Origin of the sequence: Planktothrix rubescens CCAP 1459/22, from assembly GCA_904830895.1 — a bacterium.
In the GTDB taxonomy this organism is placed as follows: Bacteria; Cyanobacteriota; Cyanobacteriia; order Cyanobacteriales; family Microcoleaceae; genus Planktothrix; species Planktothrix agardhii.
Window position 1 is genome coordinate 4365115 of record LR882958.1, and the last position, 12725, is coordinate 4377839.

10 protein-coding genes are annotated in these 12725 nt (G+C 41.1%); 6 read left to right on the forward strand and 4 right to left on the reverse strand.

Going from position 1 to position 12725, the window contains the following annotated elements:
• Window positions 1-11: 11 nt before the first annotated feature.
• Together NMG86_RS20015 and NMG86_RS20020 are read right to left on the reverse strand one after the other, a co-directional pair.
• A complete protein-coding gene (locus NMG86_RS20015) occupies window positions 12-866 on the reverse strand; it encodes an NAD(P)-dependent oxidoreductase (RefSeq protein ID WP_026785435.1) in 855 nt (284 codons plus the stop codon).
• Window positions 867-914: 48 nt separating this feature from the next.
• Complete coding sequence (locus tag NMG86_RS20020) at window positions 915-1682, reverse strand: proteasome-type protease (protein WP_026796351.1); 768 nt, start codon at window positions 1680-1682, stop codon at window positions 915-917.
• A gap of 424 nt (window positions 1683-2106) precedes the next feature.
• Here NMG86_RS20020 and NMG86_RS20025 point away from each other — a divergent pair, with 424 nt between their 5' ends.
• The 3 genes from NMG86_RS20025 (at window position 2107) to mutT (ending at window position 4134) form a co-directional block, all read left to right on the forward strand.
• Window positions 2107-3066 carry an RNA polymerase sigma factor, RpoD/SigA family gene (locus NMG86_RS20025; protein WP_026785433.1) on the forward strand — a complete coding sequence of 320 codons (960 nt, stop codon included), beginning with the start codon at window positions 2107-2109 and terminating at the stop codon, window positions 3064-3066.
• Between the two features lie 146 nt (window positions 3067-3212).
• A complete protein-coding gene (locus tag NMG86_RS20030; protein ID WP_026785432.1) occupies window positions 3213-3554 on the forward strand; it encodes a DUF760 domain-containing protein in 342 nt (113 codons plus the stop codon).
• Between the two features lie 166 nt (window positions 3555-3720).
• On the forward strand, window positions 3721-4134 hold the full coding sequence (gene mutT / locus NMG86_RS20035; RefSeq protein WP_026796352.1) for an 8-oxo-dGTP diphosphatase MutT: 414 nt from the start codon (window positions 3721-3723) through the stop codon (window positions 4132-4134).
• A gap of 39 nt (window positions 4135-4173) precedes the next feature.
• On the opposite strand, the gene NMG86_RS20040 is transcribed toward mutT, so the two are convergent.
• Window positions 4174-7896, reverse strand: a complete 3723-nt coding sequence (locus tag NMG86_RS20040; protein ID WP_052338546.1) for a PAS domain S-box protein — start codon at window positions 7894-7896, stop codon at window positions 4174-4176.
• 381 nt (window positions 7897-8277) lie between these two features.
• Between NMG86_RS20040 and NMG86_RS20045 the strand changes: the two genes are divergently transcribed.
• Window positions 8278-8634 (forward strand): response regulator, encoded by a 357-nt coding sequence (locus NMG86_RS20045; RefSeq protein WP_087882095.1) that lies wholly within the window; start codon window positions 8278-8280, stop codon window positions 8632-8634.
• Between the two features lie 69 nt (window positions 8635-8703).
• Here the strand turns inward: NMG86_RS20045 and NMG86_RS20050 are convergent, their stop codons facing one another.
• Window positions 8704-10167, reverse strand: a complete 1464-nt coding sequence (locus NMG86_RS20050) for a bifunctional orotidine-5'-phosphate decarboxylase/orotate phosphoribosyltransferase (protein WP_026796354.1) — start codon at window positions 10165-10167, stop codon at window positions 8704-8706.
• Window positions 10168-10353: 186 nt separating this feature from the next.
• Between NMG86_RS20050 and cax the strand changes: the two genes are divergently transcribed.
• Together cax and NMG86_RS20060 are read left to right on the forward strand one after the other, a co-directional pair.
• Window positions 10354-11469, forward strand: a complete 1116-nt coding sequence (gene cax, locus NMG86_RS20055; RefSeq protein ID WP_026785424.1) for a calcium/proton exchanger — start codon at window positions 10354-10356, stop codon at window positions 11467-11469.
• A 193-nt stretch (window positions 11470-11662) separates the two neighbouring features.
• Complete coding sequence (locus NMG86_RS20060) at window positions 11663-12703, forward strand: rod shape-determining protein (RefSeq protein ID WP_071782882.1); 1041 nt, start codon at window positions 11663-11665, stop codon at window positions 12701-12703.
• Window positions 12704-12725 lie beyond the last annotated feature (22 nt).

The following is a 12725-nucleotide window of genomic DNA, read 5'->3' on the forward strand; positions in this document are numbered from 1 at the left end:
CCACGGGTTTATCAGGGTTTAATGGTGGTAAATAAGGCGGAATAATCGTCATCTAGTTTTCCGAGTTTTTGTGTAGCTTCTAATATTGCTCGAACCCCTTCTAAAGAACTCACATTTAACCCCATTGATTTCGCTTCTTGTAAAAACAAATTCGTGTCTTTTAATAAATGTTTAGTAGGAAAATTGGGATTTTGATAATTTTCTTCTAACATCCGTTGTAATTTTTTATCAAAGGTAGGAGCATATAACGCACTCTTGCGTAAAATCTCCATAAAGAGTTCGATATCAACTCCTTGACCTTGAACAAAATTTAAACTCAGGGCGAAGGCGGTTGTCAGGGAAGCAATTAACTGATTTAAGGCTAATTTTAACGCCGATGCACTACCAACTTCCCCAATATATTTGGGTTCCCCTAGGGGTTGTAAGACATGAAACCACTGTTTAAATTGGGCTTCCGTGGAACCGACCATAATTTGTAATTTCCCCGATTTTGCTTCAGGAATACTCCCTAAAACCGGTGCTTCTAAATAATTTCCCCCAGCTTTAATAATTTCTTTTTGGATATTTTTACTCTCCGTTGGGGAAATTGTTCCCATAGAAATAATTGTTTTTCCTGATAAAAATGATTCAGATTCTGAACGGAACAAAACCGACTCAATCGCCTCTTGATTAGTTAACATTAACAGAATACAATCACTAGCAGTGATTAAACCTTGGGGAGTTCCCGCTACTGTTGCTCCGGCTTCTCTTAACGGTTCTACTTTGGATGTTGTGCGGTTATAAACAATAACTTTAAATCCCATTTCCAGAATTTTGAGGGCGATGGGTAATCCCATTAACCCAGTTCCAATAACTCCAATTTTCATGTTAACTCCGATAGAATAATAGGGCTATAATTCAAAGAATACGATAATCTAATCAATTAAAACATCTTCCGAAAAATCACTCCCTCGGTGTTGCCAATCAATATCAGGAATCTCATTAAATCCTTGTTTAAGACATTCTTCCCAAACTTTACGAATTTTGGCTAAATAGGGATCACCTAAACGCAGTTTCAGAAAATTTTTGATTTCTAAACTATCTTTTTCATACAAAACTAAATTAATCGGTGGCCCCACAGAAATATTAGATTTCATTGTAGAATCAATCGAAAGTAAGGCACATTTAGCCGCCGCTTCTAAATGGGTACGGAAACTGAGGGTACGATCTAAAATCGGTTTGCCATATTTGGTTTCTCCGATTTGTAAAAAAGGGGTTTCTTTGGTGGCATGAATAAAATTACCTTGGCTGTAAATCAAAAATAAGCAAGGTTCTTGTTCTTTAATTTGACCACTTAATAACATAGAGCATTTGGGTTCAATCCCGTCTTTTTTCAGCCAATGCTCATCAATTTCTTGAACTTTTCTGAGTTTTGTACCAATATATCGAGCCACTTCATACATGGAGGGAAGACTATGTAAATTAACATCTTCCTGACTTTTAATATCCCGATCTAATTCGCTCACAATGCCTTGGGTAACGGAAAGATTTCCGGCGGTACATAATAAAATAACCCGATCGCCAGGTTTGGAAAAATCAAATAATTTACGATAGGTAGAAATATGATCAACCCCGGCATTTGTGCGGGAGTCCGAAGCCATCACGAAGCCCGTATCCGTAATAATTCCTAAACAATAAGTCATAAATGCAGTTGAAACAAAATTAGCAGATTGCCAAACACTAGATCATAGACTTCTGGGATAGAAACTGTCAACCGACATCAACTGTTAAGGGAACATGAAGATTTTGTTTTGTATGATGCAATCAAAAAAACCGTTACAGGCTACCCTCCTAGGAATATAGTGTTTGGCCCTTGGAGATTCACTCCCTGGGGGGGATAGTCAGTTATTTTAAGAAATGTTAAACTTCTTAACATATAATGTAGTTATGTTAAGACTGTAACGGCAAATTAGCGTTATAGAGCTTAAACATTGGAAAAACCCCCAGGTCGTAACACCTAGGCTAACCGTCCATACTTGATGACGAAAGATCTAGTTTTTCGTGCTTCAAGTAGGGGCTTGACGTATCAAACCTTTATAGGTTAAGGTATCCAGCCGGAGATGAGCCATGAAATTTGCTAAAACCTCAGACACAGACTCTGTACGCGCTTATCTACGAGAAATTGGTCGCGTTCCCTTGCTAACCCATGAGCAAGAAATTGTCTATGGTAAACAAGTTCAACACTTGAATCTCGTTCAAAATCAGTGGGAAGATCTAGCGACCTGTTTAGGTCGAGCGCCTAGTCCCGCAGAATGGGCGGAGGCGGCCGGACTATCGGAAGCGGAATTAGAACGGGTACTCGAACGAGGCCAAAGTGCGAAACGCAAAATGGTGGAGGCGAACTTGCGTTTAGTGGTATCCGTTGCTAAAAAATATATTAAGCGGAATGTGGACTTACTGGACTTAATTCAAGAAGGCACCATTGGGATGCAGCGTGGCGTTGAAAAATTTGATCCCACTAAAGGATATCGTTTTTCCACCTATGCCTACTGGTGGATTCGTCAGGCGATTACCCGAGCGATCGCCGAAAAAGGCCGCACAATTCGTCTCCCGATTCATATTACCGAAAAACTCAACAAAATCAAAAAAGCCCAACGTCAGTTAGCTCAAGAGTTGGGACGGGCTGCGACCATGGCAGAATTAGCCGTGGAATTAGAACTCACCCCGCGACAAATTCGGGAATATTTAGAACGTGCCCGTCTACCCCTGTCCCTGGATCTGCGGGTGGGTGATAATCAAGATACGGAGTTAGGAGATCTTTTAGAAGATACGGGAACTTCTCCAGAGGATTTTGCCTTACAATCTTCTCTACGCAGCGATTTAGAATTAATGATGGCTGACCTAACCGAACAACAGCGTCAGGTATTATCCCTGCGATTTGGTTTAGAAGATGGGCAAAGTTTAACCTTGGCTAAAATTGGCGATCGGCTGAATATTAGTCGAGAGCGGGTTCGACAAATTGAAAGGGAAGCCTTAACAAAATTGCGAAAACGGAAACAAGATATTAACGACTATATGGCCAGTTAAATCATTGTTCTAGGGGGGATAACACATCCTCAAAGAGTAGGGATGTTTTCTGAAAACGTCTCTACATCCTGCTAAATTAGAATGTAGGGATCAACATTTGATTCAGATTGAGATCAACTGAAACTCTTGTATAAGGGGGAAGAAAGATGAACGACAGATCTAACCGAAATTCAAAATTTTTTCAGGAAGAAACGGGGGAAATGGGGAACCTCTTGTGGCAATATGTACAGTCAATGAGTCCTGATACCGTTTCCCAACTGTCGAAACCGAATTCTTCGGAAGTCTTCCAAGTCATGGAACGAAATATTATCGGACTATTGGGCAATTTACCCTCGGAACATTTTGGAATTACGGTAACAACCAGTCGTGAACATTTAGGACGACTCTTAGCGTCTGCGATGATTAGTGGCTATTTTCTTCGCAACGCCGAACAGAGAATGGCATTTGAACGATCTGTCCCAGGTATTGAAAAAGCCCCTCAAGAATAGTTATTGTCCTTGATCCCGTGCCATTCCATGAATACAAAATGTTTCAAATTTTGGCAAGCTGAATCTTGAGTTTGCGAAAGTTTTGTGTTGTTCATAAGATCATGATGGGAGTGTGGAAACTCAGTGTCTTCAGACCTGAGAGTGTCAAGTAAATTATTATCTTCCTATGCTTCAAATATCTTCTCCCTTAGCCCATAAAATTATTGGTGTTGGTGTAATTTGGAATCATCAAAAACAAATTTTAATTGATAAACGACCTGCCAAGGATTTATTGGGAGGACTGTGGGAATTTCCAGGGGGAAAACTGGAGGCGGGAGAAACCCTAGAAGATTGTATTAAACGGGAAATTCAAGAAGAATTAGCGATTGAAATAGAAGTCGAAGATCATTTAATTACTATTGAACACACCTATACCGATTTTAAAGTAACTTTAAATGTCTATCACTGTCGTTATTTGGGGGGAGAACCCCAGCCTTTAGAATGTGATGAAATTCGCTGGGTCACTTTAGATGAAATTAATCAATTTCCCTTTCCTAAAGCCAATGAAAAAATTATTGCCGCCTTGAGAAATAATCCCTAAATCAAAGTTAATCAATAAATCAACCCGACATTATGGAGATTACTGATTCTGCTCTTTTTGGAATATGGGAATAGAAACTTGAAATGCGGTAAAATTATCTTGATCTCGGTAACAGAGAATTTCTCCTAGATGTTGTTCTACCACAATTTTATAACTAATTGATAACCCTAAACCTGTTCCTTTGCCCACCGGTTTTGTGGTAAAAAATGGGTCAAAAAGCCTATTTTTTACCTTATCTTCAATGCCAGGGCCGTTATCTCGAATCGTAATTCTAACCTGTTCTAAAGGGGGTAATTTCCCCTTATGTTCTTTCAAATTCGGATGAATGATCTCTGTAGTAATTTTAATGATTCGAGGTTCGGACTGATTATCTAAGGCATCAATTGCATTCCCAATCAGATTCATAAACACTTGATTTAACTGTCCGGCATAACATTCAACCTTGGGTAACTTGCCATATTCCTTGATTAACTCAATCCCACCGGATGATCCTTTGGGTTTTAAGCGATTTTGTAAGATTAATAATGTACTATCAATACCATCATGAATATTGACAGGCTTCATTTCAGCTTCATCTAATCGTGAGAAACTTCTCAAAGACACTACAATTTGACGAATCCGATCGGCTCCCATTTCCATTGAAGATAGAATTTTTGGTAAATCTTCTGATAAAAACTCTAATTCAATTTCTTCAGCTTTAGCTTGAAGGGCGGGAGTCGGAATCGGATAAATTTCTTGATACAATTCCAACAATTCTAAAATATCTTGAGTATATTCCTTGGCATAGGTGAGATTCCCATAAATAAAATTAACCGGATTATTAATTTCATGGGCAACTCCCGCCACCATTTGTCCTAAACTCGACATTTTTTCACTTTGAATTAATTGAGATTCCTTCTGTTTTAAATCCTGTAGGGCTTCACTCAGATGAAAGGCTTGGGTTTGGGCTGCTAAGGCCGCCGCCCGGGTTTGGGCATATAATTCCGCCTGGTCAATGGCGATCGCTAACTGATCCACCACCGCCCGTACAAGCTCCACCTCACTGTCCCGCCAGGGTCGATATTCCCCATAATGATTACAAACCACAGCCCCCCGTTGACCCGATCGGGTTTCCAAGGGTAATAATAAGAAGGAAAAAATCCCCGTCGCTTGTAAAAACCGACAGGTTGATTCATCTAAAGCCTTTGTGGTGTGAATATTATCAATTTTAATCGTCTGGGCCATCCGAATTTTTTCGGCTAACAGAGGGATTTGTTCCGGGGGATAGTCCTGCAAACCATTGGATAAATCGGGATTTAGGGATTCGTGGGTGACGGCGAAACTGGGTTGTTGATTGGGTTGAATGTGCATATACCAGAGGAAATGACATTGATCCACCTGCAATAAGGCCCGAATTTCACTCACGGCCGTCCCCAAAATCGTATCAATATCTAAGGAATCCCGAATCTGACTCGCCAACCGAAATAATAACCCTTCCCGGCGACTTTGCAGTTCTTCCCGCGCCTTCACCCGATCAATCCCAACGGCCAGAGCATTTGCCACCCATCCCAAAACCCCCCGAGCTTCATCATTGAGGGTGGAGTGGCTACAAATTGCCATTAACCCCACTAGACGACCTTCCACCACCAAGGGAAAATCAAAGGTGAGATTTTTCATTAGGGGTAGGGGGTACGGAATCGAACAGGTTAAAACATCGGTTTCGGTAATATTATGTTCATGAACAGTTAATCCGGCATTGGCTTGGAGTTCTAATTGATTGCTATTAAGATTTAATGTCCAAATTCCCACCCCAGCCACATCGGGATACTGGGCGATCGCTTGTATACAACGGCCTAGAATCCTGGCAATCGACCCCCCATGTCCCAGGGCTGTTCCCACTTCTGCTTCCAATTGAGAAAGCCTTGATCGCTCTAATAATAGGGTTTCAGCTTGTTTTCGTTCGGTAATATTCCGCGAAACCGCAATAATTTCATCAATGTCTTGTGAGTTCTGATTTCTCAAGCCATGACAGGTACTTTCAAACCAGATATATTCTCCATTGTGACATCGAATTCGGTAACTCAAGGTATAAATATCTTGACTATTTCTTAATAGCAAATATTTCTCTTGAGTCCCTGCCAAATCCTCGGTATGAATCAAGTCATAGACCGATTTCCCGATCAATTCTTCCGGTTGGTATCCCAATAATTGCTGACTGGCCGGAGAAGCATATAAATAAGTGCCATCGTTGCTATGTCGAGAAATTAAATCCGTCGCATGATCAGCCAAAAGTCGATAACGGGCCTCACTTTCGCGCAAAGCATCCTCAGACTGTTTGCGTTGGGTAATATCGGTTTGAATTCCGATAAAATGGGTTAAACTTCCTTCTCGATCGCGCACCGGAGAAATCGACAGTTCATTCCAGAAGTAATTGCCATCTTTACGATAATTTTTTAGGGTAACGCTACAATCAGTATTTTGGGCGATCGCATCCCGAAGACGAGCTAATTCCTTTGGATCAGTATCCTCACCCTGAAGCATCCGACAATTGCGTCCTAAAACCTCCTCCTGAGAATAGCCGGTTAATTTTTCAAAGGCAGGATTACAGTAGATAATCGGACAATCGGTGGCGGCAAAATCGCTAATCACAATTCCGCTAGGACTTTCAGTAATCGCCCTTTCCAGCAATTCCATCCGCACTTCGGACTGTCGGCGTTCGGTAATATCAATTCCCGTAGCAATCACATATTTGATCAGGCCATTCGCCTGAAATAAAGCCGTATTTGACCAAGTAATCCAATGACGTTGGCCATTAGGTTTAACCCATTCGGTTTCCCAAGCATTTAAACGGGTATGATTGGGGATTAGAGGAACCGAATTTTGAGTTTTCACTGATTTGGGAGGTTCGTCAAACTCAATCATCATCCCTCCAGAATGCGGTTGACTACCAGAATCCAAGGGTAATAGGTTGACCCCCAACTCATCAAAGGTTTTTCCTTCGACTTCCTCGGCGGAATATCCCGTCAGTTGTTCACAGGTTCGATTAAACCGAATAATTCGACCATCGGGATCAAGGACAATCACTAAGGCACTAACTGTGTCGAGAACAGCGCAAACAAAGTCTCTTTCTTGACGAACTACTTCCCAGACTTGCTTGCGTTCATTAATAATATCTTCGAGTTGACTAAGTTTGGTTTTGGAGTGAATCAGTTGACGGTGTAAATTAATTTGGCTAATAATTTGATTATTGAGAGCTTGTAACGCCTTAATGGTTTCCGGTGATAACTTCCGGGGCTGATAATCCATAATCGACAGCATCCCCACCATTAAATTATCAGTCGTGATTAAAGGAATACCCAGATAAAACCGAATGCCATGATCCTGTTTAACTAAAGGTTGGCTAGAAAACCGTTGATCATCCCAGGTATCGGGGATGATAATTGGTTCTGGGGATAGTTTTAAGGTAGAGTTAGAGGAGTTTGGGGTTAAGGAATGATCGGGATCTTCTTGATCCTCCCTTAACGACTGAAATTGACACTGCAAGTAGATAATAAACTCGCAGAAATTCAAGTAGGGATGTATTTTTTCCGTTAAACCCACCTGGGATTTCAACCACTGATGGCTGACATCCATAAAGGTAATTAAAGCAATCGGCGTCTGGGCTAGATGGGACGCTAAGTGAGTCAAATCATCAAAGGGAATTTCAGCAAACCTGTGGATGACCTGAGAAAGATTATTGCCCTCTGGGCTGAACATGGTTTGACCTAAAAATCTTGCATTCATGATCGGTAATTACCATACAAAGGGAGTGGCTAGATATCAGCAACCGGGTATTTAGCTTTTTGGGATGAGATGTTCGCATTAACTGAGGGGTCAAGGGTTAGTCGCTAACACCTCAACACCTTAACACCTCAACACCCCAACTGTTACCCGACATCTGATTTTTGTTTGACTCGCCTTAGCTGTATGACATTGTTTGTCCAAACGTCCTGATCTCACACAACTTTTTTAATCTACTTTAATCTTAACAAAGAAAGATCCAATTTTTCGCGATTAGATCAATCAGAAACACCGAAAACAGATTTGATCAAATTTCTTAATCATTATTCGGCTTAAAAGTATAGAATTGTTGATATTAAAACGAACGAATACTTTTCAACTATAATGAAAATAATAGATAGTCGGACTCAGATCCAACAATCAAGGCTATTTTTTATAGGTTTGATTACAGACGCTTTATCCACAATTTACCATGAAGCTGTTTCGGTTTTACTTCTGGATGTGGCTATGCCGGGAATTGATGGCCTAGAACTCTGTCGCACCGTTCGTAGTATTCCTCAGTTTCAGAATTTGCCTATTATTATGTTAACATCAAGGGACGGTGCTTTTGATAAGGTTCAAGGCCGTCTAGCGGGCGCGAGTGAATATCTCACTAAACCCTTTGATGCTCAAAAGTTATCGGAAGTTGTTAGTCAAGTTTTGCAATTACAGCAAATTAATCCTCAAGGTTATCCCCACTAAACACTAAAAAAAGAGGAATATCTAGTAATATTATTTTTCCCATGACCCATTACCCATGACCCATTACCCTTAAAAAAAGTTAAACTGTTCCTCGGTAATTCGGTTTGATTCATACAAGGTTTCGGCGATTTCGGAAAGGGTTAATACCGCATGGGCTTGATAATTATTATCCTTTAATTTTTCTTTAACTCCGCCTTCGTGATCAATTAAAACCACAATATCATTAACTTTTAATCCCGCAGATTGTAGCTTTTGGGCTCCTTGAATCACACTATTTCCCGTAATTAAAATATCATCTACCACCACAATAGTTTCCCCAGGTTGAAAATGTCCTTCAATTAATCGCCCCGCACCATAGGCTTTAACTTCTTTTCGCGGAAAGATCATCGGGCGTTGTAACCTTAAAGATAACCCGGTTGCTGTTGGTAAAGAACCATAGGGGATACCCGCAATTCGATCAAAACTTAGGGTTTCTAAAATATCCCCATAAGCACCAACAATTTGATGAAAAATTTGGGGAGTTGAAATAATCCGTCTCAAGTCAATATAATAGGGGAAAGTTTCTCCCGATGATTGAACATGATCTCCAAAAATAATACAGCCAATATCATACAATTGTAAAATCAAATCTCGATGGGGTTGATGTCTTAAAAAACAAACATCGGGCAACCATAAATCACAGGTAGGATTTCCTTGGATTACCTGTTGTCGTTCTGTGTTAATTTGATCTCTTAACTGTTTGATTTCGGTTTTTATGGTTTGTTTTTCTAATAATTGAGGGGGAATAGGTATTAATAAGCGATCGCCATTTAAACTTAATCCTGCGGCTAAAATTGGGGTTAAATCTTCTAAATCCATTAAATCATTTTCTTCGGCTATATCCCCCTCTAATAAGATAAATTGTTCCGGTGCAGCTTGACGAATTTTTGCTAACATATCCGGTACCATTCCCACTAATAATCCCAATTGTTCAGGAGTTCCCCAGGTTTGAGATACCTTAACTAATTCCAAATATAACGGTTGCTGAGATTGAGGATATTCTTGAATAATAGAAGCCGAAGGATTAGCCGTGGCACAGGAAATAAAAACCGCTTGATCAGGATAAACTAAAAAGGGTGCAACTTGATCTAATCCGGCATAAGGAGTTAAGGTACAAGCGCCAACCTTTAAGTCTTCAAAGACAAAACGAGCAAAAACCGTACTCGAATTCAAATCACTATGTTTAGCATCTAAAATAATCGGAATATTAGGCGGAATTAATTTTATGGTTTTTTCTAATAATTTTAAACCAGGTATCCCCCATCCCAAATAAAACCCTAAAGAGAGTTTATAGGCACAGACAAATTCCGAAGTTTCTCGAATAATAAAACCTAGCCATTCCTGCCATTGTTCAATAATATCAGCATCATTGTCATCAATTCCCCCACAATTAAACCCGGCAAAAATATGGCTATCGGGATCGGGTTCTAGGGCAACATAAAGTAAACTATTTTGTTGTTCAATGGCGGTCAATAATTGATTAAAAAAGTTCATTTTAAAAGTTAAATATTAATGGTTGATAGGGATTACAGATATTAATTCTAGTCCTAAGCTCTGGCAAGTCCAGTTCAAAAAATTAATATTTGTCGATCTAGTCTTGTCGTGACAACAGGTTCTATGATAAATTCTACCGCTAATAACTGATAACTGATAACTGGTAACTTATTACTGATTACTGAAATGTTGAATACTAAAACCATACTCTCAGCCCTGTTAATTTTTGTGCCGATTTCGATTGCGGGTCACTTTTTGGAGTGGGGATCAACTATTGTATTTGTCACCTCAGCGTTAGCGATTATTCCCTTAGCGGGTTGGATGGGAACTGCAACTGAAGAAATTGCCGTTGTCCTGGGCCCGAATTTAGGGGGGTTGTTAAATGCCACCTTTGGGAATGCAACGGAATTGATTATTGGAGTTGTCGCCCTGAATGCTGGATTAATTGATGTGGTCAAATCCAGTTTAGTCGGGTCAATTATAGGAAACCTCCTATTAGTTATGGGTTTATCCATGTTCTTAGGGGGTTTACGCTTCAAAGAACAAAAATTCCAGCCCGTGATTGCCCGTTTGAATGCCTCCGCTATGAATTTAGCCATAATTGCTATTTTAGTACCAACGGCAGTAGATGTTACCTCCATTGGCATTGAGGAATCCACTATGCAAACCCTCTCAGCGGCGGTGGCGGTGGTTTTAATTACGGTTTATGTTCTTACCCTGCTGTTTTCGATGAAAACCCACTCCTATTTATATGATGTGGGAGTGGCGGAAAACGATGAAGACGGCGTAATTACCCCAGAAGAAGCCGGACATGAGGCAGAAAAGGTGAATTTAAAGCTGTGGATTGGGGTTTTGTTATTGGCTACCTTAACTGTCGCCTTCGAGTCGGAATTATTAGTCGGGACTTTAGAGGAAGCTACCTCTAGTCTAGGACTAACAGCATTATTTACCGGGGTAATTTTAGTTCCGATTATTGGTAACGCCGCCGAACACGCCACCGCCGTTACCGTGGCTATGAAAAATAAAATGGATTTATCCGTATCCGTCGCTTTAGGTTCGAGTTTACAAATTGCCTTATTTGTGGCCCCTGTGTTAGTTTTAGCCGGATGGATATTAGGCCAACCGATGGATTTGAATTTTAACCCCTTTGAATTAATCGCCGTTGCCGTGTCTGTGTTAATTGCTAATTCCGTCAGTTCCGATGGCCGTTCTGACTGGTTGGAGGGGGTTTTACTCTTGGCTGCTTATACTGTTTTGGGTATTGCGTTTTACTTCCATCCGATTATTGAGGGTATTGGTTGATTATCGCTGATCCGGTCTTCTATCCCACGAACTAAACTATGATCCTGAAAACCGATGGCTAGAAATTTTGGGTTGAAGTTCTCAGCCGTGATGACTAGACGCACAACCCAAAACATAATACAATCTACATCGGTTAGTCGCCCTTAAGGACACTCCGAAAGGATTGCTGTTAATTTTTTATAGGGAAAGAATAGTGGGTCTTTTTAGTCGTTTTTCGCAGGACATGGGCATTGACCTAGGGACTGCTAACACTTTGATTTATGTACCGGGTAAGGGCATTGTACTACAAGAACCCTCGGTTGTCGCTATTGACAGACTAGAAAAAGTCCCGTTGGCGGTGGGAGAGGAAGCCAAAAAAATGTTAGGCCGCACTCCCGAAAATGTAGTGGTACTGAGACCTCTGCGGGATGGGGCGATTGCAGATTTTGATGCAGCCGAACAAATGCTCAAACATTTTATTCGGCGGGTGAATCAGGGAAAAACCCTGATTGCTCCTCGAATTGTGATTGGAATTCCCAGTGGAGTCACTGGAGTAGAACGCCGGGCGGTGATTGAAGCGGCTTCTCAAGCCGGGGCGCGGGACGTGCGACTAATTGATGAACCTGTGGCCGCGGCGATTGGTGCAGGTTTACCCGTTTCGGAAGCGACGGGAAATATGATTGTGGATATTGGGGGCGGTACTACAGAAGTCGCGGTGCTGAGTTTACAGGGAACGGTATTGAGCGAGTCCGTGCGGGTGGCTGGAGATGAACTCAACGATGCGATCATTTTGTATATGAAAAAAGTTCATAACTTAGTGATTGGAGAACAAACGGCTGAGGATATCAAAATTAAGATGGGTTCAGCTTACCCGAATCCGGCCGCCGATGAAGAAATGATTATGGAAGTACGGGGGATTCATTTATTATCTGGTTTACCTCGCACCGTTACCATTAAATCCACGGAAGTGCGCGAAAGTATGGTTGAACCTTTATCGGTTATTATTGATTCGGTCAAACGCACTTTAGAACGCACTCCTCCAGAACTGGCTGCGGATATCATTGACCGGGGAATTATGTTGGCGGGTGGAGGAGCCTTACTCAAGGGTATTGATGCCTTAATTAGCCACGAAACCGGAATTATTACCCATATTGCGGCTGACCCTCTGTGTTGTGTGGTATTGGGCACAGGTCGGGTATTAGAAAATTTCAAACAGTTAGAACGGGTTTTTACCGGGGGTTCCCGAAATCTGTAACAATTGATAATTGGTAATTGAC

What these genes read in the sequence shown, in the direction of transcription:
- cax (WP_026785424.1), top strand. Translation starts at nt 10,354, where the DNA reads ATGTTGAATACTAAAACCATACTCTCAGCCCTGTTAATTTTTGTGCCG.
- NMG86_RS20050 (WP_026796354.1), bottom strand. Translation starts at nt 10,167, where the DNA reads ATGAACTTTTTTAATCAATTATTGACCGCCATTGAACAACAAAATAGT.
- NMG86_RS20015 (WP_026785435.1), bottom strand. Translation starts at nt 866, where the DNA reads ATGAAAATTGGAGTTATTGGAACTGGGTTAATGGGATTACCCATCGCC.
- NMG86_RS20025 (WP_026785433.1), top strand. Translation starts at nt 2,107, where the DNA reads ATGAAATTTGCTAAAACCTCAGACACAGACTCTGTACGCGCTTATCTA.
- NMG86_RS20040 (WP_052338546.1), bottom strand. Translation starts at nt 7,896, where the DNA reads ATGAATGCAAGATTTTTAGGTCAAACCATGTTCAGCCCAGAGGGCAAT.
- mutT (WP_026796352.1), top strand. Translation starts at nt 3,721, where the DNA reads ATGCTTCAAATATCTTCTCCCTTAGCCCATAAAATTATTGGTGTTGGT.
- NMG86_RS20020 (WP_026796351.1), bottom strand. Translation starts at nt 1,682, where the DNA reads ATGACTTATTGTTTAGGAATTATTACGGATACGGGCTTCGTGATGGCT.
- NMG86_RS20030 (WP_026785432.1), top strand. Translation starts at nt 3,213, where the DNA reads ATGAACGACAGATCTAACCGAAATTCAAAATTTTTTCAGGAAGAAACG.
- NMG86_RS20045 (WP_087882095.1), top strand. Translation starts at nt 8,278, where the DNA reads ATGAAAATAATAGATAGTCGGACTCAGATCCAACAATCAAGGCTATTT.